The following is a 25156-nucleotide window of genomic DNA, read 5'->3' on the forward strand; positions in this document are numbered from 1 at the left end:
ACTGTACGGGCCGCCCACGACAACGGGCGGGACGGTCCACGGAGCGGTACGGGTCGCAGGCACAGCGCCACCGGCAGGCGCAGCCCGCCGGGGTCGGCCCGCTCGGCGTGCCCTCGGACGGGTCAGCGGAGGCGGGCCACGCGCCAGACCGCGAGGGCGACCAGGAGGGCGCTCAGCGAGACGTACAGGGCGAGGGCGCCCCAGTTGGGGCGTTCGCCCGAGCCGCGGGCCGGCAGGCCCGGCCAGGTGTAGCCGACGCGGCGGGCGGCCATCATGCCCCAGCCGGCCGCGCAGGAGCTGATGAGCAGTCCGAGCATGGCGACGACGGCGCCGCCCTCGCCCGAGCCGAAGGCGAGCGGGAAGGCGAACATCAGGGAGCCGACGGCGGCGAGACCGACGATCGGGGCGAGCTGCCAGATCCTCAGGCGGCGCTGCGGCCGCAGTTCCACCTCGACCTCCGCGGGCTCCACCTCGACGGCGCTGCCCTCGGCCTGGTCGGGTCCGTCCGGCGTCAGTCCGGGCGTCCCACCGGGGGTTTCGCCCCGGGCGGGCGCCTGCTGTTCCGTGTCACGAGGGCCGGCCTCCATCGCCACGCGCCCTCCCCACTCGGACTCCACTTGTCGATCGATGCTCGATGATGGCACGCCGACACCCCCCGGAATGACGGGCATGACGTCCCGATGCCATCACGTGATCAGGCTGTAACCGCTCGTTCGACCAACGTCAGCGCCCGCCCGGGGAGTTCCTCCCGGTCCGCGGCCGCGCCGCTGAGCCAGTGGACCCGCGGATCGCGCCGGAACCAGGAGTCCTGGCGGCGGGCGAAGCGCTTGGTGGTGCGCACCGTGTCGGCGCGCGCCTCGTCCTCGGTGCACTCGCCGGCGAGCGCCGCGAGCACCTGCTGGTAGCCGAGCGCGCGGGCGGCCGTGCGCCCCTCGCGCAGGCCCTGTGCCTCCAGGGCGCGCACCTCGTCGACGAGTCCGGCCTCCCACATGCGGTCCACGCGGGTGGCGATGCGCTCGTCGAGCTCGGGGCGGGCGACGTCGACGCCGATCTGCACGGTGTCGTAGACGGAGTCGTGCCCGGGCAGGTTGGCGGTGAACGGCTTGCCGGTGATCTCGATGACCTCCAGGGCGCGGACGATGCGCCGCCCGTTGCCGGGCAGGATCGCGCGCGCGGCCTCGGGGTCGGCGGCGGCGAGCCGGGCGTGCAGGACGCCGGAGCCGCGCTCCTCCAGCTCGGCCTCCAGGCGGGCCCGCACCTCCGGGTCGGTGCCGGGGAACTCCATCACGTCCAGGGCGCCGCGTACGTAGAGGCCGGAGCCGCCCACGAGGATCGGGGTGCGCCCCTCGGCGAGCAGCCGGTCGATCTCCGCGCGGGCGAGGCGCTGGTACTCGGCGACGCTGGCGGCCTCGGTCACGTCCCAGATGTCGAGGAGGTGGTGCGGGATGCCGCCGCGCTCCTCCAGCGTCAGTTTGGCGGTGCCGATGTCCATCCCTCGGTAGAGCTGCATCGAGTCGGCGTTGACGACCTCGCCGCCCAGCTGCTGGGCGAGGAAAACGCCCAGATCGGACTTTCCGGCCGCTGTGGGACCGACGACGGCGATGACCCGCGGGGCGGGAGCTGCACTTCTCACCGAACCAGTCTCGCAAACCTCACGGCGCGTCCCCGAATGAGCTACGTGACGGCGCCCATCCGGCTTCGTTGCCTGTTGCGGGATAACGACCCTGAGTACGCTAGGAGTGAATATGGGTGTTTTCGCGAAGCTTCTCCGCAGGAACAAGGACGGCGCCGCCGCGGCGGCCGCGACGGAGGACGTGGAGGCCGTCACGGCCGAGGCCGAGGCGGCCCCGGCCGTTGCCGAGGCGGCGGAGCAGGCCGAGGTGAAGGCCGAGACCGTCGAGATCCCCAAGCAGCAGTCGGCGGAGGAGGCGGCGGACAGCGAGGCCGGCGAAGGCGCCCGTCAGTAGGCACGGATCTGTTCGGCACGGTTCGGCACGCACCGGACCGGGCACGAGACGGCACGACACGGACTCCCCGAGGGTCCGCCGGAGGGATGGTGACCCCATGGGTCTCCTGGATTCACTGAAGGCCAAGCTCGCCCCGGCCAAGGACAAGGTCTCCGACCTCGCGCAGCAGCACGGCGACAAGGTGGAACACGGCCTGGAGAAGGCCGCGAGGGTGGTCGACGAGAAGACCAAGGGCAAGTACAGCGAGAAGATCGAATCCGGTACCGGCAAGGCCAAGGAAGCCATCGAGCGGCTCGCCCACAAGGACGGGACGGACGGCGGCACGGGCGACGGCGCCACCCCGCCGCCGGCCGCCTGAGGCCACCGGCCCCCGGCCCGTCACCCCTCGGTCCCTCCGAACGAACGGCGGACGGCCGCGGAGCGCAGAGCTCCGCGGCCGTCCGCCGTTCGTGTGTGTCCCCTCTGCGCCGGCGTACCGCGCGGGGCAGGGCGCCGTCAGCTCCAGGCGGCCACGAAGTAGCCGACGCCGTAGGGGGCGCCCTCGTGGAGCAGCCGGCCCTCCAGACCCGCGCCCTCCGCGGCGCCCGCGAGGACCTGCCAGGAGGCCCGTCCGGCCGCCTGGAGCGCCTGGGCGAGCTCCGCGTCCAGGGCGAGCAGCGCGGCCGTGTCGGCCGTCCCCAGCGCGCGGGCGGCCGCGGCGTCGAAGCCCTCGGCGCGCTCGTCGAGGTAGCCGGGAGCCTTCAGCGTGCGGCAGGCGCTGCCGTCGCCCATCACCAGCAGGGCGACCCGGTCCGCCGCCGCGGCGATCTCCCGGCCCGCCGCCGCGCACCGGGCGCTCTCCAGCTCCTCCCCGACGCCGAGCCCCTCGACGGGCGCGTCGGCCCAGTCGGTCTGCTCCAGGAGCCAGGCCGCGACCGCGAGCGAGGCGGGCAGCGGGCGCTCCCCGCCGGGCCCGCTGCCGAGCCGTACGGTCAGGTCGACGCCGAAGCCGGCGAAGGAGCCGGCCGAACCGGCGGGGTGGACGCCCCGGCCGTCCACCCCCGCCGGGCCGACGACGACGAGCCGGTCGGGGCGGGAGGCGGCGAGCACGGCGAGCGCGTCGGAGCAGGCCGTGCGCGCGTCGGCGAGCTCGGGCGCCGCACCGGCCGCGACGGCGGGCACGAGCAGCGGGGGGCAGGGGCAGACGGCGGCGGCGACAAGCATGATCCGCAGCCTACTGCGCCGGCGGCCGGTCCCCGGGGGCGGCGGGCCAGGCGTCCCAATCCTTGGTGTCGTGGACCAGCTCGGCGATGCTCAGCGTGGTCTCCAGCAGCGACACGGCGCCCCTGGCGATCACCAGGTAGCTGTCGCCGCCGGAGAGCCGGTAGACCTCGCGCCACTTCTCCCGCATCGGGGTGCGGTACGAGGTGGCGGCGAGCCGCAGGGCCTCCAGGGCGTCCTCCCGGGTGCCGGTCACCCGGGAGACCACGTCCGTGACGTACCGGTCACCCTGCGCGTACTGCGCGATGACGGCCCACTTCTCCATCCCGTACCCCCCTGCGCTCGACCGTGTCAGTGGCTCCCGCAGGCCGGCGCGTCCGCGACCGGCAGCGGCTCCGGGACGCCGATCTTCGGCAGCCCCAGGAGGACGCCGGCCGGCTTGGCGGCGGCCTCGGTGGTGCGCTTCTCCCAGGCGTCGCCCGCGCGGGTGCGGCGGACGGCCGTGGTCGGGCCCTCGGCGAGCAGGTGGTGCGGGGCGGCGTAGGTGATCTCGACGGTCACCACGTCACCGGGGCGCACGTCCTCGTCCGGCTTGGTGAAGTGGACGAGCCGGTTGTCGGGGGCGCGACCGGAGAGGCGGTGGGTCTCGCCGTCCTTGCGGCCCTCGCCCTCGGCGACCATGACCTCCAGCGTGCGGCCGACCTGCTTCTTGTTCTCCTCCCAGGAGATCTCCTCCTGGAGGGCGACGAGGCGCTCGTAGCGCGCCTGCACGACCTCCTTGGGGATCTGGCCCTCCATGGTGGCCGCGGGGGTGCCGGGGCGCTTGGAGTACTGGAAGGTGAAGGCGTTCGCGAAGCGGGCCTCGCGGACGACGTGCATCGTCTGCTCGAAGTCCTCCTCGGTCTCGCCGGGGAAGCCCACGATGATGTCGGTGGAGATGGCGGCGTGCGGGATGGCGGCGCGCACCTTCTCGATGATCCCGAGGAACCGCTCCTGCCGGTACGAGCGGCGCATCGCCTTCAGGACGGTGTCCGAGCCGGACTGCAGCGGCATGTGCAGCTGCGGCATCACGTTCGGGGTCTCGGCCATGGCGGCGATCACGTCGTCGGTGAAGTCGCGCGGGTGCGGCGAGGTGAAGCGGACCCGCTCCAGGCCCTCGATCTGGCCGCAGGCGCGCAGCAGCTTGCTGAAGGCCTCGCGGTCGCCGAGGTCGGAGCCGTACGCGTTGACGTTCTGGCCGAGCAGGGTGATCTCGGAGACGCCCTCGGCGACCAGCGCCTCGATCTCGGCGAGGATGTCGCCGGGGCGGCGGTCCTCCTCCTTGCCGCGCAGGGCGGGGACGATGCAGAAGGTGCAGGTGTTGTTGCAGCCGACGGAGATGGAGACCCACGCGGCGTAGGCGGACTCGCGCCGGGTCGGCAGCGTGGAGGGGAAGGCCTCCAGCGACTCGGCGATCTCGACCTGCGCCTCCTCCTGGACGCGGGCGCGCTCCAGGAGGACCGGCAGCTTGCCGATGTTGTGGGTGCCGAAGACCACGTCGACCCAGGGGGCCTTCTTGACGATGGTGTCGCGGTCCTTCTGCGCCAGGCAGCCGCCGACGGCGATCTGCATGCCGGGCCGCCCGGCCTTGCGGGGGGCGAGCCGGCCGAGGTTGCCGTACAGCTTGTTGTCGGCGTTCTCACGCACGGCGCAGGTGTTGAAGACGACCACGTCGGCGTCGCCGTCGGCGTCCGCCGGTGCCTTGACGTAACCCGCCTCCTCCAGGAGGCCGGAGAGCCGCTCGGAGTCGTGGACGTTCATCTGGCACCCGTAGGTGCGTACTTCGTAGGTGCGCGTCACGCCCGCCTCGGCCACTGCTCCGGTCCCGTCTTTGCTGCTGGTCACCAGACAAGGGTAAGGGGGGCCCGGGACTGTCCGGCTACCTCGGTCCCGCGGCCGCCTCCAGCAGCGCCGTGAGCTGCGCGGCAAGGGTTCCCGCGTCGGGGCGGACGGCGCCCGCGAAGGCAGCGGAGCCGACGGTGAAGGCGTCGGCCCCGGCCTCGGCGAGCTCCCGGATCTGGGCCGGGGAGGAGAGGGAGCCGGCGACGACGAGGCGGCCGCCGGTGGCGGCGCGGGCCGCGCGGACCAGGTCGAGCGGCTCCGCCTCGGTGGCCCGGTGGGCGAGCAGGTCGACGCCCGCGCAGCCGGCGGCCTCGGCACGGCGGCAGTCCTCGGCGATCCGGGCGGGGGTGCCGGCCAGGCGGGTCGGGTGCCCCTGGGGTTCACCCGCGAAGGGCAGATAGCGGACGGGGGTGCCGGCGAGCAGGCCGAGGGTCTCCTCGATCCGGACGCCGCCCATCAGCCAGTCCACGCCGAGGTCGGCAGCCGCCCGCACGGAGTCGAGGGCCTGCTCGCGGCCGGTGGACACCACCTCCAGGTGGCTGGTGGCGCCGAGTTCCCTGATCTGCGCGTGGAGGCGGCGCAGGGTCGCGGGGTCGACGCCGACGTCCTTGAAGCCGATGTGGGTGATGCCGAGCTCGCGGACGGAGTCCAGGACGTGCAGGCAGTCGGTGACGGTCCGGTCGTCGCGGGTGAGCATGAAGATGAAGTCCATCGGAGTCCCTCAGGCGTGGGCGGCGCGAGCGGCGAGCTCGTCGGCGTGGTGCAGGGCGGTGAGCAGGCTGGTGTGGTCGGCGGTGCCGGTGCCCGCGCGGTCGAAGGCGGTGCCGTGGTCGACGCTGGTGCGGACGAACGGCAGGCCGAGGGTGATGTTGACGCCGTGCTCCAGGCCCAGGTACTTGACCGGGATGAGCCCCTGGTCGTGGTACTGCGCCACGACGGCGTCGAACTCCCCCGCGCGGGCCCGCATGAACACGGTGTCCGCGGGGTGGGGCCCGTCGGCGTCGATGCCCTCGGCGCGTGCGGCGCGGACGGCCGGGGCGATGACGTCGAGGTCCTCGCGGCCGAAGAGGCCGTTCTCCCCCGCGTGCGGGTTGAGTCCGGCGACGGCGATACGGGGCCGGGCCCCCCGGTCCCCGCCGAGGGCCCGGTGGGCGAGCCGGATGGTGTCCAGCTCCCGGGCCGGGGTGAGCGCGTCGATCGCCGAGCGCAGGGACTGGTGCACGGTGACGAGGACGGTCCGCAGCTCCTGGTTGGCCATCATCATGGCGTAGCGCTCGGTGCCGGAGAGCTCGGCCAGGATCTCGGTGTGGCCGGGGTAGGGCAGCCCGGCGAGCCGGAGGGCCTCCTTGTTGATCGGGGCGGTGGTGAGTGCCCGAACCTCTCCGGCCAGGGCCAGCTCTACGCCCCGGCGGACGTACGCGAAGGAGGCGGCGCCGGCGCCGGCGTCCAGGGTGCCGAGGGCGGGGTGCGCGGGGAGGGCGGGCCCTTCCGGGAGTACGGGGAGGACGCCGGGTGCGTGCCCGGCCTCGGCCGCGGTGGCGACCGGGCGCACGGTCAGCGGAACGCCGGTGGTGCGGCAGGCGCGGGTGAGGGCGCCGGGGTCGCCGATGACGAGGACCGGGGGGCGGCGGCGCGGATCGGCGCAGGCCTTGACGGTGATCTCGGGGCCGACGCCGTGCGGGTCGCCCATGGTGACGGCGATGGGGCGGGGGTCGGCCTCCCGTCGGGCTCCGACGTGGTTCATCGGCCGTGTCCCGTCGTGAGCAGGGCGCAGAGGCGGGAGAGGGTGCCGTCGTCGCCGAAGCCGCCCGCCTTGACGAGGACGGGGAGACGCGGGGCGGTCGGACCGTGGAGGGCGCCGCGGGCGATGCCGGGTTCGGGTTCGTCGAGGAGTTCCATGCCCGTGGCGCCGAGGGCGCCGAGGACGGCGGCCGCGGTCTCGCCGCCGGTGAGCACGAGCCCGTCGGCGTGGCCCTCGCGGGCCAGTTCCGCGGCGGTCTCGGTGAGGCGGCGGGTGAGCTCGGCGGGGTCCTCGCCGCGGGCGTCCGGGGTGTGCACGGCGAGCAGGGGCGCCCGCGCCGCGCTCAGCGCGGCGACGGCGGACGGGGGGTCGTCGGCGACGGCGCCGGCCATCTCCGACTGTGCGTACAGCGCGCCGAGTTGGCGCCTGCTGACGGGGTTGGCGCTGCCGACGACGGCCAGCGGGCGCCGTACGGGCGGGAGTTCGGGCAAGGAGGCCGCCGGATCGCGGGGGTACCGGCGGGCCAGGGCGGCGGCGAGGCCCGGGGAGCCGACCCAGAGGACGTCCTCGGGGCGGCCCACGGCGGCGACCACCGCGTCGAGCTCGCCCTCCGTGGCCGCCGAGCAGACGAAGACGCCGCTTCCCGCGAGGAGTTCGAACCGGTCCGCCTCGACGACGGTGGCCGCCGGCAGGAGGCGGGCGAGGTCGGCGGTGCGGACCGGGTGGGCCGGGTCGCGGGCGAACTCGCTCTCGTCGACCCGTACGCCCCGCACGTACTGGACGCCGCCGACCGTCGTGCGCCCCTCCGCGGGGAAGGCGGGGGCGACGACGGCCGCCCGGCGGCCCGATCCGGCGAGGGCGGCCCGCAGTTCGGCCGCCACATGCCCGCGCAGCGTGGAGTCGACGGTCTTGAGCAGCAGGTCCGCACCGGCGTACGCCCGGGCCGCCCACCGCGTCCGGGCGGCCGCCTCGGTCGCGTCGACGAGCCGGCTGCCGAGGTCGACGGCCGTGACTCCCGCCCGCAGCGCCTCGGGGAGGTCGAAGAGGACCAGGACGGGGTGCCCCGCCCTGCGGAAGGGCGCCGCGCCGTCGGCGGCGCTGGTGAGGTCGTCGGCGAGGACGACGAGGGTGGAGGGCGGCATCGCCGGGTGTTCCCCTCGGATCGGGTTCCGTGACGAGATCAACCCTGGCGTCCACGAACTCCCTGGACAAGCGATTCCTTCTCACTCCACCTGTGAGTAGGTTTCACACATGAGCCGCCCGGACCTGCCGCCGCTGACCACCCTGCTCCCCTTCGAGGCGACGGTGCGCCACGCGAGCATGACCCGGGCCGCCCGGGAGCTCCACGTCACCCACGGGGCGGTCAGCCGCCAGGTGCAGAACCTGGAGAAGGCCCTCGGCACCTCCCTCTTCGAGCGGGGGGCGCGCTCGCTGCGGCCCACCCCGCAGGCCCGCCGTCTCGCCGCGGCCGTGCGGGAGGCGCTCGACCTGGTCGAGGAGGCGGCCCGCGAGGTGTCGGGCCGCGGCGGCGCCGGGCCGCTCGCCCTGTCCTGCGAGCCCACGCTCCTGATGCGCTGGCTCATCCCGCGCCTGCCGGACCTCGCCGGGCGCCACCCCGGTCTGACCGTGCACCTGTCGGCGGGCGGCGGACCGGTCGCGTTCGCGCGGGACACCGTGGACGCGGCGGTGCGCCGGGACGACTTCCCGGTGCCGGAGGGGGTGTGCCGGGTGCCCCTCTTCGAGGAGCGGATCGGCCCGGTCTGCCACCCCGAACTCGCCGCGCAGCTGGAAGCCGGCGCACCGGTGACCCTGCTGCACGCCGGCACCCGGCCGGGTGCCTGGGACGACTGGCAGCGGCTGACCGGCCGGACCACGAGAGCCTCGGGGCAGCAGACCTTCGAGCACTTCTATCTGGCCCTCCAGGCAGCCGTCGCGGGCGTGGGCGTCGCCATCGGCCCGTACGCGCTGGTCCATGACGACCTCGTTCGGGGCCGGTTGACGGCCCCGTACGGATTCGTCGCGGACGGCACGGACTACGGGCTGCTCAGCCCGCGCCCGCCGGAGCGGGACCCGCGGACCGCCGCACTGCTCGGCTGGCTGCGCGGGCAGGCGGCGGAGCTGACCCCGCCCACGGGGCCCTCGGTCAGCTGAGCGGAACGGTTCGGGTGGCCCGCGCGGTGGGCGGGGCGACCTTCATCAGGCCCTTGTCGGAGGAGTAGGCGGCCCCGCCCGAGTCGACCGGGGTGGTGGTCATCGGCCTGGCCGCGGCGCACCGCTGCTTCTCCGCCTCGGACATCGGCCCGGTGCGCTGGAGCAGCCGGTCGGGCACCCCGCGCGAGGGCCCGTCGATGACGGCGTGGAGCCGGTAGTCGTCCTTCTTGCTGAGGAACCAGCCCTCGACGCGCTCCCGGCTCGGCTGGAGCTCGACCCAGCTGACCTCGCCCGGCTGGATGCGCTCGACGACATTGCGCTGTTCGCCCGAGAACCACTGCCAGGCACGCTGCCAGCCCTTCTCGTACGCGAGCGAGAACTGCCCCGCCATCGGGCGCTCCTTGATCCGCTTCTCGTCCTCGGTGCGGTCGCCCGAGGTGGGCAGCTTGGCCACGTCGTTGAGGGGGAGGCCGGCGGCCGCGTAGGTCTGGGCGATGCTGTCGTAGCTGCGGTCGGCGAAGGAGACGACCCGGGCGTGTTCGAGGGTGTTGCGGGTGCAGTTGACGAAGGCCTCGCCCACCACGCGGGCGCGGTCGTAGTAGCGGAAGGACATCCGCATGTCGGGGCGGAAGACGCAGGCGTTGTCCCCGTTGCAGGCGGCGGCCGCGTTGTGCAGCGTGGACTGGCGCTCGTTGCCCTTGTACGCCTCCGCCCGGCCGAGGTTGGTCTTGTCGACGGTCCGGTCGAGCGGGACCGGCACCTCCACGGCGCGGACGCGGGCGATCATCGGGGTGCAGGTGACATGGGTCTTGGAGTCGGTGACCTTGGAGGCGAAGGCGAGCAGCGGCTCGTTCTCGCCGGCCGTGAAGGTGTAGCTGCGTTTGGTCCACACCCCCGTTCCCGGCGTGCCCTTGACCCTGTCCGGGTCGCCGGCGGTGGTCACCGCCTGGGCGGTGCCGCCGGATCCCTCGACGGTGTAGGGCTGGCCGCTGACGACGTCCGGACCGGTGCACTCCTTGGAGACGGCCGGGCTGTCCTCGTAGCTGACCGTCACCCTCGCTCCCGAGCGGACCCCGCGCAGGCGCTGGGCGAGGGAGTTGCCCTCCTTTTCGAGGGCGACGCCATGGGCGTTGTCGGTGCGGCCCGAGGCGGACGGGGAGTAGCGCTGGTTGCGGCCGTCCCAGAAGTCGAGGCCCACGGTGGTGGGGCCGTCGCCCTTCATGACGGGGTCGGCGAAGTCGCCGTTGAGGACGGTGACGGTCTGGGGGGCGGGGGCGTCGGCCGCGGCGGCCGGACCGGCGAGGGCGGCCGGGAGCAGCAGACCGGCGGCCGCGAGCGTACGGACGGCGGAAGAGGAAGACATGGGGACGGACTCCTCGTGGGGGGGTGCGTGCCAGGGGCGGGACGGGGAGGGAGGGAGCGGGCGGCGTGGCGCCGCGCCGCTCAGGAACCGCTGCGGACGGAGGGCCGGGGACGCTCAGGAACCGCTGCGGACGGAGGGCCGGGGACGCTCAGGAACCGCTGCGGACGGAGGGCCGCAGTCGCTCAGGAACCGCTGCGGACGGAGAGCCGCAGTCGCTCAGGAACCGCTGCGGACGGGGTGCAGGATGTCGACCCGCTTCGGTACGGCCCCGGGGACGAGGGCGTCGCGGGGGCGCAGCGTCCGGGGGGACGGCGGCGGGCCCGGCTGCGGCTGGACGCCGCCGGCCGTGTTGCCCGTGGGGCGGGTGCGGCCGCACAGGTTGGCCGGGGCGGCGTAGGTCTGGGCGACGAAGCTGCTGGAGTTGACCATGGAGGGGCTGTCCACGGCGATCCCGGAGATCTGGGCCCCGGAGTTGGCGACGAGGCTGCCGACGACCCTGCGCATGGCCGCGCTCGCTCCGAACACCAGCATGTCGTAGGCCTTGACGGTGGTCTTGTAGGTCGTCGCCTCGGTGTTGTCGACCGTCCAGGACTTCGAGTACGTGGCCTTGAAGGCGGCCTCGAAGGCGAGCTTGGCGCTCATCGAGCCGGCCACCTTCCCGCCGGCGGCGACACCGGTCTTGGTGCCGTTGGTCGAGGTCGGGCCGTCCTTGAGATTGGGGGTCTTGTTCTCGCTGGTGATGTCGTTGGTGAGGTTGGTGGTGACCTCGCCCGACGCGGTGACGGTGCCCTCGGCGGTGATCTTGCCGGAGATCTCGCCACCGATGTTGTCGGTGCTGGAGGTGCGCAGGGTGACCGTGCGGTCGACGTTCATGTCGCTTTCGGTGCAGTTGACCACCGAGTTGCCGAGGGACCGGACCGCGGTCGCGAACTCGCGCCCCTGCTTGGGGTCGATGACGAAGCGGCAGGCGTCGGCCTTGGTGTCGCAGTACTTCAGGACGTCGGCGATCTTCGCCGGGCTTCCGTCGGCGGCGACGGCATGCGGGACGGGCGGCTCGCCGGGCCCTTCCTCCGCGCCGAAGGCGGGCGGGGCGAGGGGCACGGCGAGGCCGAGGGCCAGGGCGGGGAGCAGAAGCAGCGCGGGACGGCGCGGGGACATGGGGAAACCCTTCGGATCAGGGGCGGTGGGGCGGGCGGGCTCAGGAACCGAGCAGGGAGCAGAGCTGGGAGACCGGGAAGGGGGACTGGTCCGGTTCGGCCGAGCCCGCGGGCAGCGAGGCCGGGAAGTCGGCGCAGGTGGTGGTGACGGCGGACTGGGCGTTGTCCTTCGGGTCGGGCTTGAAGCCGTTGACGGTGGCGGTCATGTCGGCGAGGCCCGCCTTCTCGCCGTTGCCCTTGGCCAGCTTGTCCATGCAGGTGTCGGACCCGGGCTTGCACTCCTCCAGGTCCTTGCCGACCTTCTTGATGTCCTTGTCGGCCTGGGCCGCCGACTCCTTGGTCTTCTTCTGCTGCTCCTCGATCTCCTTCGCCTCGTTGGCGTTGGCCTCCTGGTCCTTGCACGCCTGGTCGTCGGGGGCGCACTCGGCGGGGGCGGCCGGGGTCCGGGCGAGTGCGGCCGGGGCGGCCGTGAGGGCGAGGGCCAAGGCGAGGACGGCGGCGCCGAGCGCGCGCCGCGGGGATCGGGCGGACAGAGCGTGGGACATCACAACTCCTTGGGAGCGGAGGTGAGTTGACAGGAACGGGAACGGGCCGGGGATCGCGGCAGGGACCGCCGTCAAGATCGCCAAGCGCAGACCGACGCTAACCGGACCGGTCACGGCGCCACGTCAGGACACACGGCGCGGCGACGGCTCCGCCCCGGGCTCACCGCATCGGCGGAGCGCATCCACGGTCCGCCGTACGGCTCGGGCGGGTGCGGCCGCGAGGGGTCCCGCACTCCGGCCCGGGGACCCCGTACGGATGGATTCGGGGCGGCGGGCGGGGGCTCCCGCACCGCGCGCCCCGGGGCTCTCACCCTCCCGGACGCCGCCGATCGGCGGCGCTGCGCACGCGGCGCGGACGACCGGCGCACTCCGCCCCCGATCCGGTGAATCAGCGGCCCGGAGCGACCTCCCGAACGGCCGTCCGTCATACGGGTGTTTCAGTCGTGCCGAGTCGCGCCCATGATCGCCGTCGGTAAGTCTGCTGATGGGTCCGACGGTCCGTTCCCGGCCGTCCGACCAGGTCCCGGGCACCCCATGCCCGCGGTCCGCCCTCCCGTCAGTCCCCCACGAAGGAGAGCAGACCCATGTCCCGATCACCACGCGGCCCCTGGCGGGCCCTGCGCGGCATGCCCCTCGTCGCCGCCCTGGCCGCCCTCGCCGCCGTGCCGCTCCTCGCCCCCGCGGCGAGCGCCAACGAGGGCAATCCGACCGTGCTCAGCTGGGGGGCCGGGCGCACCGGCCAGCTCGGCAACGGCACCGTGAACGACAGCCTGTCCCCCACTTCGGTCACCAGCCTCTTCCGGGGCGACGTGGACCAGATGTCGGCGGGCGGCACCTCGTCGGCCGACTCGTTCGTCCTCGCCCGCACCGACAAGACCGTGAAGTCCTGGGGCCACAACTCCTCGGGGCAGCTGGGCAACGGCGGCAACGACAACCAGACCGTGCCGACCACGGTGCCCCGGCTGACGAACGTCAAGGACGTCGCGGCCGGCGGGAAGCACGCCCTCGCCCTCGACACCGGCGGCCAGGTCTACTCCTGGGGCGACAACTCCTACGGCCAGCTCGGCAACAACCGCACCGGCGACAGCCGCACCGTTCCCGACCGGGTCCAGGGCATGCCGAAGGTGAAGCAGATCTCGGCCGGCTGCGACTTCAGCCTCGCGCTCCTGGAGAACGGCAAGGTCTACGCCTGGGGCCGCGGCATCCACGGCCAGCTGGGCAACGGCAGCCGCGCCACGAGCCCGGTGCCCCGGCAGGTGCAGGGCCTGGAGAACATCGTGTCGATCGACGCGGGCTGCTACCACGCGCTCGCCCTGACCGCCGACGACACCGTGAAGTCCTGGGGCTACAACCTCTACGGCCAGCTGGGCAACTCCAGCACCAAGTCCTCCACCATCCCGGTCGACGTCGACTGGGTGGAGGGGGTCTCCGAGATCGAGGCCGGCGCCTTCCACAACTACGTGAAGACCAGCGACAGCCACGTCTGGGGCTGGGGGAACAACCAGTACGGCCAGCTCCTGGAGGGCGACGAGGCCTTCGGCGACAACGTCTCGCGCACCAACCGCACCGCCCCCGTCGAGATCCCGCGCCTGGAGGGCGTCCAGCACCTCGCGGCGGGCGCGCGGCACGGCGTCGCGGTGACGGCGGACGAGGTCTTCGCCTGGGGCCACAACGGCGAGGGCCAGCTCGGCAACGGCACGACCGTGTCCCGCTTCGAGTCCGTCAGGATCCTCGACGAGGGCTCGAAGGTGAAGGACGTGGCGGTGTCGCTGGGCGGCAACACGTCGTACGCGTACTGAGCGGGGTGCGTACGTGATGACGTACTCCCCCGCACGCATAGGCGCCGCCCTGGCCGCCGCCCTCGCCGCCGTCCTCGCCCTGAGCACCCCGTCCCCCGCCGGAGCACCCGATCCCTGGGTGCGGGCCTGGGGCCTGAACAGCGCGGGGCAGCTCGGCAACGGCTCTCTGCTGGACCAGTCGACACCGTCGTCGGTCACCGGCCTGGCCCGGGACTCCGTACGGGAGATCGCGGGCGGCGGCGGCAACAACGGCAACCCCTTCGCCGTCGCCGTCCTGAACGACGGGACGGTCCAGTCCTGGGGCAGCAACTCCAACGGGCAGCTGGGCGACGGCACCACCGTCAACCGGCCGTTCCCCGCCGCGGTGAGCGGACTGTCCGGCGTCACCGACGTCGCCGCCGGCGTCAACTTCGCGGTGGCCGTACGGGCCGGGCGGGTCCTCGCCTGGGGTGCCGCCGGCGCCGGCCAGCTCGGCGACGGCACGGTCGGCGACCAGGCCACCACCCGCCCGGTCAGGGTCCAGAGCCTCAGCGGTGTCACGGACGCCGCCTCGGGCTGCTACCACACCGTCGCCCTGCGCGCGGACGGCACGGTCTGGACCTGGGGCATGAACGACGAGGGCCAGCTGGGCATCGGCTCCACGACCAACCGGAGCACGCCCCAGCGGGTCCCCGGCCTCACGGACGTGGTCGCCGTCACGGCCGGCTGCCGCCACTCGCTCGCCCTCACCGCCCAGGGCACCGTGAAGGCCTGGGGGCGCAACGTCGACGGCCAGCTCGGCGACGACAGCACCACCCCCAGGTCCAGCCCCGTGGACGTCGTCCACCTCCAGGACGTGGCCGCCGTCTTCTCCGGCGGCTACCACAACCTCGCCCTCCTCGACGACGGCGGCGTCCGCGCCTGGGGCGGGAACTGGGCGGGCCAGCTCGGCGACGGAAGCACCGTCAAGCGCACCACCCCCGTGCCCGTCACCGGCCTCGGCGAGGTCCGCTCGCTCGCCGGCGGCTACGACCACACCCTCGCCGTCCTGGCGGACCAGTCCGTCACCGCCTGGGGCGACAACCGCTCCGGACAGCTCGGCGACGGCACCACGGACTCGTCCCGCGGTCCCGTCCTCGCCCTCCCTCCCGGCAGCGGCACCACCCGTGTGACCACCTCCACCGTGTGGCGCACGAGCTACGCCTACTGACCCCACGACGATCCGAAAGGCACGCAGATGACCCCACCCCTGCGTCTCACCCTCCTCGCCGCCCTGCCCCTGGCGGCCCTCCCCCTCACCGCCGTGCCCGCCGCCGCACACGCCGGCACCGACCCCTGGGTCCGCGGCTGGGGCGAGAACGCCCAGGGCCAGCTCGGCAACGGCTCCGTGCTCACCCAGCAGACCCCGGCCGCCGTCACCGGCATCGCCCGTGACGACGTCCGCAAGGTGTCCGGCGGCGGAGGCGGAGCCGCGGCCGCCGCCAACCCCTTCGCGGTCGCCCTCCTCAAGGACGGCACCGTGAAGTCCTGGGGCAGCAACACCACCGGCCAGCTCGGCAACGGCACCACCACCGCCCAGAGCTTCCCCGGCACCGTCACCGGCCTCTCCGGGGTCAGCGCCGTCTCCGCCGGGCTCAACCACGTCCTCGCCGTCAAGGGCGGCCGGATCCTGGCCTGGGGCAGCAACGCCTCCAAACAGCTCGGCACCGGCCAGGACACCACCAGCCCCTACAAGACGCCGATCCCCGTGCAGAGCCTCGACAAGGTGAAGGACGTCGGGGCCGGCTGCGACTTCAGCGTGGCGCTGCGCCAGGACGGCACCGTCTGGACCTGGGGCAAGGGCGACAACGGGCGCCTCGGCACGGAGAACAACACCACCCGCGAGACGCCGCAGAAGGTCCCCAACGTCGAGAACATCGAGGCCATCGCCGTGGGCTGCGAGTACGTCCTCGCACTGACCGCCGACAACACGGTGAAGGCCTGGGGCAAGGGCACGGACGGGCAGCTCGGCAACGACTCGGTCGCCGACAGCAACAAGGCGGTCGACGTGGCGTACCTGGACTCCGTCGCCTCGGTCTTCGCCACCAACGCCACCGCCTTCGCGACCCTCGACGACGGCAGCGTCGCCGCCTGGGGCAAGAACACCGACCGGCAGCTCGGCGACGGCACCAACGCCAACCGCACCACCCCGGTCGTCCTCGACCAGCTCAAGGGCGTCCAGGACATCGCGGGCGGCCTCAACTACACCCTCGCCGCCCTCGACGACGGCTCGGTGATCGGCTGGGGCGCGAACGACGTCGGGCAGCTCGGCGACGGCACCACCACCGGCACCACCGGGACGGCGACGACGACGGCGCTGCCCCCGGGCAGCGCCATCACCCACGTCACGACCACGATGACCGGAAAGTCCAGCCTCGCCTACTGAGCGGCACCGGGCGCTCGCTCCCCGTCCCGCGGCCGGGTCCGCCCTGGCCAGGACGGGGAGCGAGCTGGCAGGATCGCGCCATGCTCCCCGCGCTCTCCCGTACCGCCCGCCGCCGCGCCCTCCAGGTCTCGGCGGCGCTCCTGGCGCTCGCGGGAGCCCTGGTGTGGTGGCTGGTCCCGTTTGGCGCGAAGACGCCGAGCGGGCACGTCACCTTCAGCACCGGCGTGCCGACGGGCGTCTACCAGAAGTACGGGGAACTGCTCAAGCAGGCCCTCGCGCGGGAGCTGCCGGACGTCTCGATAACGCTGCGGAACAGCGAGGGGTCCCAGCAGAACCTCGCCCGGCTCGCCTCGGGCGAGGCGAACTTCACCGTCGCGACGGCGGACGCCGTGGCCCAGTACCAGCGGGACCGCAAGCCCGGGTACGAGCGGCTGCGCGGCTGCGCCCGGCTCTACGACGACTACGTCCAGCTGGTCGTGCCGAAGGGCTCGGCCGTGCGGACGGTGGCCGATCTGCGCGGGCTGCGGGTCGGGGTCGGGCAGCCGGGCTCGGGCGTGCGGCTGATCGCCGACCGGGTGCTGGCGGCGGGCGGTCTGACCCCCGACGTGGACATCCGTCCGGTCTCGGCCGGCATCGACACCATGCCCGGCCTCCTGCAGCGCAAGCAGCTGGACGCCTTCTTCTGGTCGGGCGGTCTGCCCACCTCGGCCGTGCAGAACCTGTCCGAGCGCTTCCCGATCCGGCTGGTGCCGCTGGACGCCGCCCTGGTGAACAGCCTGCACGACGTGGGCGAGTCCACCCGCCACTACCGTTCCGCGGTGATCCCCGCCGACGCCTACGGCCTGGCCCAGGACGGCAACCCGGTGGACACCCTGGCGGTGGCCAACATCCTGGTCACCACGGACACCGCCGACGCCGACCTGGTGGAGGGCTTCACCCGGACCGTGATCGGGAGCCGGGACCGGATCGGCGGCCAGGTGCACCCGGCGCAGCTGGTGGACCTGCGGACCGCGATCTACACCGAGCCGCTCACCCTGCACGAGGGCGCCCGGCGGTACTACCGCTCCGTGAAGCCCTGACCCCGGTGTCCCCGCGGCTCGTTGCGGGGGACGGTGACGGTCACCCTGAGGCCGTGGGGATCGTTGCGGGCGTACGCGATGGTGCCGGCGCTCGCGGCGAGGAGGACCCGGGCGATGGAGAGGCCCAGACCCGATCCCTTGACGTTCTGGTGCCGGTTGGAGCGCCAGAAGCGGTCGCCGACCCGCTCCAGCTCCTCGTCGGTGAGGCCGGGCCCGTGGTCGGCGACCTCCACGGCGACGGTCCGGCCGCCCGGGCTCAGGAAGACGGCGACGGAGACGCCCTCGCCGGCCGGGGTGAACTTCAGCGCGTTGTCGATCACCGCGTCGAGCGCGCTGGACAGCGCCACCGGGTCCGCCCAGGCGGTGATCGCGGCGGTGTCCTCGGTGATCGTCACGCCCTTCTCGTCGGCGACCGGCCGCCAGGACGCCACCCGCTCGGCGGTGAGCGCCCCGATGTCGGTGAGCCGCAGATCGGCGTCGGCGTGCTCGGCGAGCGCGAGGTCGAGCAGGTCGTCGAGGACCTGGGCGAGCCGCTTGCCCTCGGTGCGCACGGAGGCGATCTCCTGGTTGCCCTCGGGCAGTTCGAGGGCGAGCAGCTCGATGCGGAGGAGCAGCGCGGCGAGCGGGTTGCGCAGTTGGTGGGAGGCGTCGGCGACGAAGGCCCGCTGCTGTTCCAGGACGTCCTCGACGTTGTCGGCCATCTCGTTGAACGAGCGGGCCAGGCGGCGCAGTTCGGGCGGTCCGCCGGTGGCGGCGACGCGGGACTTCATGCGTCCGGTGGCGATGTCGTGGGTGACGGCGTCGAGGACGCGGACGGGCCTGAGGACCCAGCCGGTGAGCCGGAAGGCCGCGCCGACGGCGAGCAGCATGGCCGCCGCCTCGCCCGCGAAGATCAGCAGCCAGCCGTGCAGGATGCGGCTGCGGAGCTGCCCGGTGGGCGAGTCGGTGACGACGACGGCGACGACGTCCCCGTCCCGTACGACGGGGGAGGCGATCGTGAGCCGGGCGTCGCCCTGCCAGGGCCAGACCTGCGGCGGGTCGTGGCTGCGCCGGCCGAGCAGGGCCTCGTTGAACGCGCGCCTGCCCTCCCCCTCGTACGGTACGACCCAGTCCTCGGGCGCGGCGGCCATCGCACGGTTGTCGCGGTAGAAGATGCCGGCACGGATGCCGTAGACGTCGTGGTAGCTGGCGAGTTCGCCGCCGAGGGTCGTACGGCGTTCGTCGGGGCCGACGGCCCGCTCGCCGACGAACTGGGCGAGCGCGGCGAACCGGGCCGCGTCGTCGAGCCGGTCGACGACCACGCGCTGCTGCTCGGAGGCGGCGAGGCTGGCGGCGAGCGGGAAGCCGAGGGCCAGCAGGACGCCGGCCATCAGGACGATGAGGAGCGGAAGGAGTCGGGTGCGCACGTGCCTGCGGGCCGGGGGTTACGCGGCGGGCGTGACCAGGCGGTAGCCGACGCCCCGCACGGTCTCGATCAGGGCGGGCATGCGCAGCTTGGAGCGCAGCGAGGCGACGTGCACCTCCAGGGTGCGGCCGGTCCCCTCCCAGCTGGTGCGCCAGACCTCGCTGATGATCTGCTCGCGGCGGAAGACCACGCCGGGGCGCTGGGCGAGCAGGGCGAGCAGGTCGAACTCCTTGCGGGTGAGCGGGACGGCGTCGCCGTCGACGCTGACCCGGCGGGTGGGCAGCTCGATGGTGACCTGCCCGAGGCGCAGGGTGTTTCCCTCGGCCGCGCCGGCGCCGTCCTCGCCGCCGGAGGTGCGCCGGCTGACGGCGTGGATACGGGCCAGCAGCTCGCCGGTGTCGTAGGGCTTGACCACGTAGTCGTCGGCGCCGAGGTTGAGGCCGTGTATCCGGGACCGCACGTCGGCCCGCGCCGTGACCATGATCACGGGGGTGGTGGTGAGCTTCCTGATCCGCCCGCAGACCTGGTAGCCGTCCTGGTCGGGCAGGCCGAGGTCGAGCAGGATCACCCCGTACGAGGGCCGCTCGCCGTGCGCGGCGGGCAGCACGGCCTGGAGCGCCTCCTCGCCGTTGCGGGCGTGGGTGACGGTGAAGCCGTGCCGGGCGAGGATCGCGGAGAGCGCGGCGGCGACGTGGTCGTCGTCCTCGACGAGCAGCAGTCTCATGGCCCTCCTCCGTGATCTCTCGGTGTCATGTGTGTACCAGGGCATGAACGCCGATGGCCACGGTCACAGTCAAGTGTCCCCCCGTTACGCGGCCGTTTCCGTTATGGACCCGGTACGGCCCCGGGCGCCCCCTTCACGCAGAGTGCCCGTTTGCGACCGGATCGTTATCCTCAAACTTCGCTCAGATGTGATGACGCTCGTCGCACCCGGTCTCTAGTGTCCTCCCCAACCGAGCAGGACGGAGCCAGAAGCCGATGAGCGGAGTGTCAGTGACCAAGGGTTCTCAGGGCGGCGCCCCGGCCGTGGACGACCTGGTCGTGCTGTCCGACGTCAACAAGCACTTCGGCGCGCTGCACGTGCTGCAGGACATCGACCTGACCATCGCCCGTGGCGAGGTCGTGGTGGTCATCGGGCCCTCCGGGTCCGGCAAGTCCACGCTGTGCCGCACCATCAACCGCCTGGAGACGATCGACTCCGGCAGCATCACCATCGACGGCAAGCCGCTGCCCCAGGAGGGCAGGGAGCTGGCGCGGCTGCGTTCCGACGTCGGCATGGTCTTCCAGTCCTTCAACCTCTTCGCGCACAAGACGGTGCTCGAGAACGTGATGCTGGGCCAGGTCAAGGTCCGCAGGACGGAGAAGAAGGCGGCGGAGGCCAAGGCCCGCGCCCTGCTCGACCGGGTCGGCGTCGGCACCCAGGCCGACAAGTACCCGGCGCAGCTCTCCGGCGGCCAGCAGCAGCGCGTGGCCATCGCCCGGGCGCTCGCCATGGACCCCAAGGTCATCCTGTTCGACGAGCCGACCTCGGCCCTCGACCCGGAGATGATCAACGAGGTCCTGGAGGTCATGCAGCAGCTGGCCCGGGACGGCATGACCATGGTCGTGGTCACCCACGAGATGGGCTTCGCCCGCTCCGCCGCCAACCGCGTGGTCTTCATGGCCGACGGAAAGATCGTCGAACAGGCCACGCCCGAGGAGTTCTTCAGCAACCCGCGCAGCGACCGGGCCAAGGACTTCCTGTCGAAGATCCTTCACCACTGACCTCGTCGCCGGATCCGGCGCGCGCCCGCAACTCCTTAGTCGCGACAGGCGATGTGCTGCACACTGACGATCAACTACCCACGACCCTGAGGGATGTTCACGATGAAGCTCCGCAAGACCGCGGCCGTGGCCGTTGCCGTACTCGCGCTGACCGCGACCGCGTGTGGCGGCAAGGAGGGCTCGGCCGGCGACAAGCCCGCCACGAAGCCCGGTGACGCCGCCGCCCCCAAGCTCCCCACGTACACCGTCGCGACCGGTGTGGACCTGAACTCCCCCACCTTCAAGAAGGCCAAGGAGCGCGGCAAGCTGATCATCGGCTCCAAGGCCGACCAGCCGTACCTCGGCTTCGAGGACCAGGCCACCAAGGAGCGCTCCGGCTTCGACATCGAGATCGCGAAGATGATCGCGGCCGAGCTCGGCTTCTCCCCCGACAAGATCGAGTGGAAGACCGTCAACTCCAAGCTCCGCGAGACCGCGATCTCCACGGGCCAGGTGGACTACTACGTGGGCACCTACACGATCAACGACAAGCGCAAGGCGCAGGTCGGCTTCGCGGGCCCGTACTACAAGGCCGGCGCCGACCTCCTGGTCCGCAAGGACGAGACCTCGATCACCGGGCCGGAGAGCGTCAAGGGCAAGAAGGTCTGCTCGATCACCGGCTCGACCCCGCTGCAGGAGATCAAGAAGCCGCAGTACGGCGCGGAGACCGTCGAGCTCGGCAAGTACTCCGACTGCGTCCAGCAGCTGCTCACCAAGCAGGTCGACGCCGTCACCACCGACGACTCGATCCTCAAGGGCTACGCCGCCGCCAACAAGGGCAAGCTCAAGGTCATCGGCAAGCCGTTCACCGAGGAGCCCTACGGCATCGGCATGCCGAAGGAGGACAAGGTCCTGCGCGACAAGGTGAACGACGTCCTGGAGAAGTTCGAGAAGGACGGCACCTACAAGAAGATCTACGAGGCCACCCTCGGCCTCTCCGGCTCGGCCTACACCGAGCCGCCGGCGGTCGTGCGCTACTGACCCGCCCGCGCGTGAGCGCCCCGTACGCGCCTGGCGCTGCGGGGCGCCCCGCCCCCTGCCCGTAAGCCTGCTGCCCTTCTGCCGCTGACTGCCGACGCGGAGTCCTCATGAACGTACTGCTCGACCATTTCCCGGAGTTCCGCGACGGATTCATAGGAACCGTGTCGATCACCGCCGTCAGCTCGGTCATCGCCCTGGTCCTCGGCATCGTCATCGCGGGCTTCCGGGTCTCGCCCGTCCCCCCGCTGCGCTTCTTCGGCACCGCCTGGGTGACGCTGCTGCGCAACACCCCGCTGACCCTGCTCTTCCTGGTCTTCTTCTTCGTCGTCCCGGAGATCCTCTTCCCGGGCATGAGCCCCTTCGTGCTCGCCTCGCTCGCCCTGGGCTTCTACACCTCCTCGTTCGTCTGCGAGGCCGTCCGCTCCGGCATCTCCACCGTGCCGCTGGGCCAGGCCGAGGCCGCCCGCTCGCTCGGCATGAGCTTCTCGCAGACGCTGCGGCTGATCGTGCTGCCGCAGGCCACCCGGACCGTGATCCCCCCGCTGAGCTCGATCTTCATCGCCCTGACCAAGAACTCCGCCATCGCCGGCGCCTTCAGCGTCACGGAGCTCTTCGGCTGGCAGACGCTGATGAGCGAGCAGGGCTACGCGATCGGCCCGGTCTTCTTCTGGGTCGCCGTCGCCTACCTCGTCATCACCTTCGCCATCAGCGGTCTCTTCCGTCTCCTGGAGCGCAACATGGAGGTCGCCCGATGAGCGCCAGCGTTCTCTTCGACGCCCCCGGCCCCAAGGCCCGCGTCCGCAACCGGATCTACGCCGTCATCGGCGTCCTCGCGATCCTCGCCCTGCTCGCCGTGAGCGTGGTGCGGCTGGGCGACAAGGGGCACCTCGCCCCCGAGATGTGGGACATCTTCAACTACGCGGGCATCCGGCAGAACATCGCCGACGCGCTGCTCGCCACCCTGAAGGCCTTCGGCCTCGCGGCCGTCGGCTCGCTCGTCCTCGGTGTGCTGCTCGCCGTCGCCCGGCTCTCGGACCACAAGCCGGTCCGCTGGGTCGCCACCGGCATCATCGAGGTCTTCCGCTCGCTGCCGCTGCTGATCACGATCTACGCCGTGTGGGTCGCCTTCCTCGCCGACTACTCGATGTGGGCGCTGGCGATCGGCCTGTCCATCTACAACGGCTGCGTCCAGGCCGAGGTGCTGCGCGCCGGCGTCAACGCCGTGCCGCGCGGGCAGCGCGAGGCCGCGTACGCGCTGGGCATGAGCAAGACCCAGGTGATGACGAGCGTCCTGCTGCCGCAGGCGGTCCGGGCCATGCTGCCGACGATCATCAGCCAGCTGGTGGTGACCCTCAAGGACACCTCGCTCGGCTACATGATCCTCTACCCCGAGCTGCTCTACTCGGCCCAGCTGATCGCCTCCAACACGCTGGTCAACGGGCAGTACCCGTACGTCTCCGTGATCGTGGTCTTCGGCGTCATCTACATCGCGCTCTGCCTGGCGCTCTCCTCGCTCGCCACCTGGATCGAGAAGCGCGGCCGCCGGGCCAAGACCGGCATCGCCGTGACCCACGCGGGCGTCCCGGGCTCCAAGGCCGAGCTGGAGGCGGAGCTCACCGCCGATCCCGCGGACGGCCCCTCCACCGGCCACGCCGACGGCCCTGGCAGCACGAAGAACTGACGGCATGTGACATCATCCGGGGGCAGTGGCGACCGCCGCTGCCCCTGTCACTTGACGCACGCACCCAAGGTGGGTTGCATACGTTCTGTGATCAAGCTCCGGGCCCGCGCCACACTCTGCTGTGCATCCCGCATGACCGAACGGCCTTCAGGAGCCACGCCGTGGACCCGGTGATCATCGTGGGCGCGGGGCCCGTCGGCCTCGCGCTCTCCCTCGCCCTGGCCGCCCAGGACGTGCCCAGCGTCGTCCTCGACGAGAGCGCCGGCAAGGAGGAGCCGCGGCCCGCCCGGACCGCCGTGCTCCGCGCCGACATGGCCGCCCTGGTGGAACGGCTCGGCTGCACCACGCTCCGTGACGAGGGGGTCCGCTGGGTCGGCTGGCGCTCGCTGCGCCGCCGGCAGCAGACGCGGCACGTCCCGCTCGACCTGGGCCTGTCCGGGGACGCCGGCGCGGCGGACGGCCCCGAGGGCCCGCCCGCGCCCCTGCACATCCCGCAGCACGCCCTCGCCCGCGGCCTGCGCGACGCCATCGCCCGCCAGGAGCTGATCACCCTCGTCACCGACGCCCGGGTCGACACCCTGGAGCAGGACGCCCACGGGGTCGGCGCGCACACCCGCGGCCCCGACGGCACCTGGTGGCGCGGCAGCTTCCTGGTGGGCTGCGACGGCGCCCGCTCGACCGTCCGCAAGCTCCTCGGCGTGCGCTTCCCCGGGCGTACGGCGGTGGAGCGGCACGCCGTCGCCGCGCTGCGCACCGAACTCCCCTGGGCGGGCGAGGCCCTGTTGCACCGTCAGCCGCCGTGGCGGGGCTCCGGGGAGGAGATCACCGCCCGGCCGCTGCCCGACGGGGTGTGGCGGATCGACTGGCTGCTGCCGCCGCGCGGCGACCTGGTCACCCCCGACGCGCTGGTGACCCGGATCCGCGACACCCTGGCCGGCTGGTGCGAGGGGGCGACCCCGCCGTACGACCTGATCGACACCGGCGTCCACACCGTGCACCACCGGCTCGCCCGGCGCTGGCGGGTGGACCGGGTGTTCCTCGCCGGGGACGCGGCCCATCTGCTCGGCGCGGTCGGCACCCAGGGCCTCGACGAGGGGCTGCGGGACGTCGACAACCTGGCCTGGAAGCTCGCCCGCACCTGGCACCACCGGGACGCCTCGCCCGCCCTGCTCGACAGCTACCAGAGCGAGCGCCGGGCCGCCGTCGCCGCCCGGCTGCGGGCGGCCGACCAGTCGCTGCCGGTGCTGCGCGGCGGCGGGGGCCTGCGCGCCTATCTGCCGGGCGGCGGGCGCGGGCACGACGCCCTGCTCACCGACGGGCACCTGGGGCGCGGCCCGCTCGGCGCGCCGCCCGCCTATCCGCACTCCCCGCTGGCCCCGCCGGCCTCCGAGGGGCGGATCCCGGTGGGCACACCGGACGGGGCACCCGCGGAGGACGTCCGGGTGACGGCCCCCGACGGCACGACGGTGCGGCTGCGGGACCGGCTCGGGCAGGGGCGGCTGCTCGTCGTCCTCGTCGCCCCGGGGACCGGGGTGTGGGACCGTCGGCACTGGATGAGCGCCGGCGTGATGCCGCGGCTCGCCGAGGCGGTGGAGGCGCTGCCGGCACCGGCCGAACTCCTCGTCACGGAGGGCTACCCGGGCGCCCCGGCCCACGCCGTCCTGCTCGTGCGCCCGGACGGGCACCTGGCGGCGGCCTTCGCCGGGGTCCGGCCGGAGGAGCTGCACGCCGCCGCCGACGCGGTACGGGGCGGGAGCCCCGCTGTCGAGGACGTGTCCACGGGCAGCGACCGCACCGCGGACGTCAATTGACCCTCGCAGGCGCACATGGTGTACTCCGGAGCGTGACCGACACCGATGTGCGCCTGTGGCGGAGGGTCCATATGGACCTGGTCCGCTACGCGGGCTGCGTGTGTCGCCCGTCCTGCTGAATTCGCACCCCTCTTCCGCTTCTTCGCGCGCCCGCTCGGTCGTGCGCGCTTTCGCGAACCCTCAGGACG

The 25156-nt window shown here is 73.2% G+C and carries 26 protein-coding genes; 13 read left to right on the forward strand and 13 right to left on the reverse strand.

Annotated features, from left to right (window positions below; genetic code table 11):
- Nucleotides 1–122: 122 nt before the first annotated feature.
- Nucleotides 123–587, reverse strand: coding sequence for a hypothetical protein (locus ACH414_RS29685; protein ID WP_382547545.1), 465 nt, complete (start codon nucleotides 585–587; stop codon nucleotides 123–125).
- Between the two features lie 107 nt (nucleotides 588–694).
- Complete coding sequence (gene miaA / locus ACH414_RS29690; RefSeq protein WP_382547427.1) at nucleotides 695–1633, reverse strand: tRNA (adenosine(37)-N6)-dimethylallyltransferase MiaA; 939 nt, start codon at nucleotides 1631–1633, stop codon at nucleotides 695–697.
- 112 nt (nucleotides 1634–1745) lie between these two features.
- On the opposite strand from miaA, the gene ACH414_RS29695 reads away from it, so the two are divergent.
- Together ACH414_RS29695 and ACH414_RS29700 are read left to right on the forward strand one after the other, a co-directional pair.
- Nucleotides 1746–1967: a gliding motility protein gene (locus tag ACH414_RS29695; protein ID WP_386568782.1), complete on the forward strand. Its 222-nt coding sequence runs from the start codon at nucleotides 1746–1748 to the stop codon at nucleotides 1965–1967.
- 97 nt (nucleotides 1968–2064) lie between these two features.
- Entirely contained in the window at nucleotides 2065–2325 is a 261-nt protein-coding gene (locus ACH414_RS29700) for an antitoxin (protein ID WP_382547433.1), read from the forward strand.
- Nucleotides 2326–2462: 137 nt separating this feature from the next.
- Here the strand turns inward: ACH414_RS29700 and ACH414_RS29705 are convergent, their stop codons facing one another.
- Genes ACH414_RS29705 through ACH414_RS29730 form a run of 6 tightly spaced genes read right to left on the reverse strand, consistent with a single transcriptional unit; the run spans nucleotide 2463 to nucleotide 7931 of the window.
- Entirely contained in the window at nucleotides 2463–3170 is a 708-nt protein-coding gene (locus tag ACH414_RS29705; RefSeq protein ID WP_391770201.1) for a hypothetical protein, read from the reverse strand.
- 10 nt (nucleotides 3171–3180) lie between these two features.
- The gene (locus tag ACH414_RS29710; RefSeq protein WP_382547439.1) at nucleotides 3181–3492 is read right to left on the reverse strand and encodes a hypothetical protein; all 312 of its coding nucleotides are present in this window, start codon (nucleotides 3490–3492) and stop codon (nucleotides 3181–3183) included.
- A 26-nt stretch (nucleotides 3493–3518) separates the two neighbouring features.
- Nucleotides 3519–5051 (reverse strand): tRNA (N6-isopentenyl adenosine(37)-C2)-methylthiotransferase MiaB, encoded by a 1533-nt coding sequence (gene miaB, locus ACH414_RS29715; RefSeq protein WP_382547442.1) that lies wholly within the window; start codon nucleotides 5049–5051, stop codon nucleotides 3519–3521.
- Nucleotides 5052–5085: 34 nt separating this feature from the next.
- Nucleotides 5086–5760, reverse strand: a complete 675-nt coding sequence (locus ACH414_RS29720) for a HisA/HisF-related TIM barrel protein (protein ID WP_382547444.1) — start codon at nucleotides 5758–5760, stop codon at nucleotides 5086–5088.
- A 9-nt stretch (nucleotides 5761–5769) separates the two neighbouring features.
- A complete protein-coding gene (pdxA, locus tag ACH414_RS29725) occupies nucleotides 5770–6792 on the reverse strand; it encodes a 4-hydroxythreonine-4-phosphate dehydrogenase PdxA (RefSeq protein ID WP_391770200.1) in 1023 nt (340 codons plus the stop codon).
- A complete protein-coding gene (locus tag ACH414_RS29730; protein ID WP_398944112.1) occupies nucleotides 6789–7931 on the reverse strand; it encodes a four-carbon acid sugar kinase family protein in 1143 nt (380 codons plus the stop codon). Before ACH414_RS29730 ends, pdxA begins: the two co-directional genes overlap by 4 nt.
- A 109-nt stretch (nucleotides 7932–8040) precedes the next feature.
- Here ACH414_RS29730 and ACH414_RS29735 point away from each other — a divergent pair, with 109 nt between their 5' ends.
- Entirely contained in the window at nucleotides 8041–8940 is a 900-nt protein-coding gene (locus tag ACH414_RS29735) for a LysR substrate-binding domain-containing protein (RefSeq protein ID WP_382547453.1), read from the forward strand.
- Here ACH414_RS29735 and ACH414_RS29740 read toward each other — a convergent pair.
- The 3 genes from ACH414_RS29740 to ACH414_RS29750 form a co-directional block, all read right to left on the reverse strand.
- The gene (locus tag ACH414_RS29740; protein ID WP_398944114.1) at nucleotides 8933–10303 is read right to left on the reverse strand and encodes a hypothetical protein; all 1371 of its coding nucleotides are present in this window, start codon (nucleotides 10301–10303) and stop codon (nucleotides 8933–8935) included. The genes ACH414_RS29735 and ACH414_RS29740 overlap by 8 nt on opposite strands.
- Before the next feature lie 216 nt (nucleotides 10304–10519).
- Complete coding sequence (locus tag ACH414_RS29745) at nucleotides 10520–11461, reverse strand: hypothetical protein (protein ID WP_382547459.1); 942 nt, start codon at nucleotides 11459–11461, stop codon at nucleotides 10520–10522.
- 40 nt (nucleotides 11462–11501) lie between these two features.
- A complete protein-coding gene (locus ACH414_RS29750) occupies nucleotides 11502–12005 on the reverse strand; it encodes a hypothetical protein (protein ID WP_386568800.1) in 504 nt (167 codons plus the stop codon).
- Nucleotides 12006–12589: 584 nt separating this feature from the next.
- Between ACH414_RS29750 and ACH414_RS29755 the strand changes: the two genes are divergently transcribed.
- The 4 genes from ACH414_RS29755 (at nucleotide 12590) to ACH414_RS29770 (ending at nucleotide 17287) form a co-directional block, all read left to right on the forward strand.
- Nucleotides 12590–13804, forward strand: a complete 1215-nt coding sequence (locus ACH414_RS29755) for an RCC1 domain-containing protein (protein WP_382547465.1) — start codon at nucleotides 12590–12592, stop codon at nucleotides 13802–13804.
- A gap of 16 nt (nucleotides 13805–13820) precedes the next feature.
- The gene (locus ACH414_RS29760) at nucleotides 13821–14993 is read left to right on the forward strand and encodes an RCC1 domain-containing protein (protein ID WP_382547467.1); all 1173 of its coding nucleotides are present in this window, start codon (nucleotides 13821–13823) and stop codon (nucleotides 14991–14993) included.
- A 27-nt stretch (nucleotides 14994–15020) separates the two neighbouring features.
- Nucleotides 15021–16208 (forward strand): RCC1 domain-containing protein, encoded by a 1188-nt coding sequence (locus ACH414_RS29765; protein ID WP_386568803.1) that lies wholly within the window; start codon nucleotides 15021–15023, stop codon nucleotides 16206–16208.
- Nucleotides 16209–16288: 80 nt separating this feature from the next.
- Nucleotides 16289–17287: a TAXI family TRAP transporter solute-binding subunit gene (locus tag ACH414_RS29770; protein WP_382547473.1), complete on the forward strand. Its 999-nt coding sequence runs from the start codon at nucleotides 16289–16291 to the stop codon at nucleotides 17285–17287.
- Here the strand turns inward: ACH414_RS29770 and ACH414_RS29775 are convergent.
- Both ACH414_RS29775 and ACH414_RS29780 read right to left on the reverse strand, forming a co-directional pair.
- Nucleotides 17266–18693 (reverse strand): ATP-binding protein, encoded by a 1428-nt coding sequence (locus tag ACH414_RS29775; protein ID WP_386568806.1) that lies wholly within the window; start codon nucleotides 18691–18693, stop codon nucleotides 17266–17268. The genes ACH414_RS29770 and ACH414_RS29775 overlap by 22 nt on opposite strands.
- Before the next feature lie 18 nt (nucleotides 18694–18711).
- The gene (locus ACH414_RS29780) at nucleotides 18712–19416 is read right to left on the reverse strand and encodes a response regulator transcription factor (protein WP_382547479.1); all 705 of its coding nucleotides are present in this window, start codon (nucleotides 19414–19416) and stop codon (nucleotides 18712–18714) included.
- Nucleotides 19417–19670: 254 nt separating this feature from the next.
- Here ACH414_RS29780 and ACH414_RS29785 point away from each other — a divergent pair, with 254 nt between their 5' ends.
- The 6 genes from ACH414_RS29785 to ACH414_RS29810 all read left to right on the forward strand — a co-directional run bounded on the left by ACH414_RS29785 (nucleotide 19671) and on the right by ACH414_RS29810 (nucleotide 25087).
- The gene (locus ACH414_RS29785) at nucleotides 19671–20456 is read left to right on the forward strand and encodes an amino acid ABC transporter ATP-binding protein (RefSeq protein WP_382547482.1); all 786 of its coding nucleotides are present in this window, start codon (nucleotides 19671–19673) and stop codon (nucleotides 20454–20456) included.
- Between the two features lie 102 nt (nucleotides 20457–20558).
- Entirely contained in the window at nucleotides 20559–21476 is a 918-nt protein-coding gene (locus tag ACH414_RS29790) for a glutamate ABC transporter substrate-binding protein (protein WP_382547485.1), read from the forward strand.
- A 107-nt stretch (nucleotides 21477–21583) separates the two neighbouring features.
- Nucleotides 21584–22231: an amino acid ABC transporter permease gene (locus ACH414_RS29795; protein WP_382547488.1), complete on the forward strand. Its 648-nt coding sequence runs from the start codon at nucleotides 21584–21586 to the stop codon at nucleotides 22229–22231.
- Complete coding sequence (locus ACH414_RS29800) at nucleotides 22228–23157, forward strand: amino acid ABC transporter permease (RefSeq protein ID WP_382547491.1); 930 nt, start codon at nucleotides 22228–22230, stop codon at nucleotides 23155–23157. Before ACH414_RS29795 ends, ACH414_RS29800 begins: the two co-directional genes overlap by 4 nt.
- A 161-nt stretch (nucleotides 23158–23318) precedes the next feature.
- Nucleotides 23319–24968: an FAD-dependent monooxygenase gene (locus ACH414_RS29805; RefSeq protein ID WP_382547493.1), complete on the forward strand. Its 1650-nt coding sequence runs from the start codon at nucleotides 23319–23321 to the stop codon at nucleotides 24966–24968.
- Between the two features lie 47 nt (nucleotides 24969–25015).
- Nucleotides 25016–25087 carry a putative leader peptide gene (locus ACH414_RS29810; RefSeq protein ID WP_309544753.1) on the forward strand — a complete coding sequence of 24 codons (72 nt, stop codon included), beginning with the start codon at nucleotides 25016–25018 and terminating at the stop codon, nucleotides 25085–25087.
- Nucleotides 25088–25156: the final 69 nt, after the last annotated feature.

Source organism: Streptomyces sp. NPDC020422 (assembly GCF_044386705.1).
GTDB lineage: Bacteria > Actinomycetota > Actinomycetes > Streptomycetales > Streptomycetaceae > Streptomyces.

Coding starts and splice junctions, on each gene's coding strand:
- ACH414_RS29685 (WP_382547545.1), bottom strand. CDS start 587: ATGGAGGCCGGCCCTCGTGACACGGAACAGCAGGCGCCCGCCCGGGGC.
- ACH414_RS29695 (WP_386568782.1), top strand. CDS start 1,746: ATGGGTGTTTTCGCGAAGCTTCTCCGCAGGAACAAGGACGGCGCCGCC.
- ACH414_RS29700 (WP_382547433.1), top strand. CDS start 2,065: ATGGGTCTCCTGGATTCACTGAAGGCCAAGCTCGCCCCGGCCAAGGAC.
- ACH414_RS29705 (WP_391770201.1), bottom strand. CDS start 3,170: ATGCTTGTCGCCGCCGCCGTCTGCCCCTGCCCCCCGCTGCTCGTGCCC.
- ACH414_RS29710 (WP_382547439.1), bottom strand. CDS start 3,492: ATGGAGAAGTGGGCCGTCATCGCGCAGTACGCGCAGGGTGACCGGTAC.
- ACH414_RS29720 (WP_382547444.1), bottom strand. CDS start 5,760: ATGGACTTCATCTTCATGCTCACCCGCGACGACCGGACCGTCACCGAC.
- pdxA (WP_391770200.1), bottom strand. CDS start 6,792: ATGAACCACGTCGGAGCCCGACGGGAGGCCGACCCCCGCCCCATCGCC.
- ACH414_RS29730 (WP_398944112.1), bottom strand. CDS start 7,931: ATGCCGCCCTCCACCCTCGTCGTCCTCGCCGACGACCTCACCAGCGCC.
- ACH414_RS29735 (WP_382547453.1), top strand. CDS start 8,041: ATGAGCCGCCCGGACCTGCCGCCGCTGACCACCCTGCTCCCCTTCGAG.
- ACH414_RS29740 (WP_398944114.1), bottom strand. CDS start 10,303: ATGTCTTCCTCTTCCGCCGTCCGTACGCTCGCGGCCGCCGGTCTGCTG.
- ACH414_RS29745 (WP_382547459.1), bottom strand. CDS start 11,461: ATGTCCCCGCGCCGTCCCGCGCTGCTTCTGCTCCCCGCCCTGGCCCTC.
- ACH414_RS29750 (WP_386568800.1), bottom strand. CDS start 12,005: ATGTCCCACGCTCTGTCCGCCCGATCCCCGCGGCGCGCGCTCGGCGCC.
- ACH414_RS29755 (WP_382547465.1), top strand. CDS start 12,590: ATGTCCCGATCACCACGCGGCCCCTGGCGGGCCCTGCGCGGCATGCCC.
- ACH414_RS29760 (WP_382547467.1), top strand. CDS start 13,821: ATGACGTACTCCCCCGCACGCATAGGCGCCGCCCTGGCCGCCGCCCTC.
- ACH414_RS29765 (WP_386568803.1), top strand. CDS start 15,021: ATGACCCCACCCCTGCGTCTCACCCTCCTCGCCGCCCTGCCCCTGGCG.
- ACH414_RS29770 (WP_382547473.1), top strand. CDS start 16,289: ATGCTCCCCGCGCTCTCCCGTACCGCCCGCCGCCGCGCCCTCCAGGTC.
- ACH414_RS29780 (WP_382547479.1), bottom strand. CDS start 19,416: ATGAGACTGCTGCTCGTCGAGGACGACGACCACGTCGCCGCCGCGCTC.
- ACH414_RS29785 (WP_382547482.1), top strand. CDS start 19,671: ATGAGCGGAGTGTCAGTGACCAAGGGTTCTCAGGGCGGCGCCCCGGCC.
- ACH414_RS29790 (WP_382547485.1), top strand. CDS start 20,559: ATGAAGCTCCGCAAGACCGCGGCCGTGGCCGTTGCCGTACTCGCGCTG.
- ACH414_RS29795 (WP_382547488.1), top strand. CDS start 21,584: ATGAACGTACTGCTCGACCATTTCCCGGAGTTCCGCGACGGATTCATA.
- ACH414_RS29800 (WP_382547491.1), top strand. CDS start 22,228: ATGAGCGCCAGCGTTCTCTTCGACGCCCCCGGCCCCAAGGCCCGCGTC.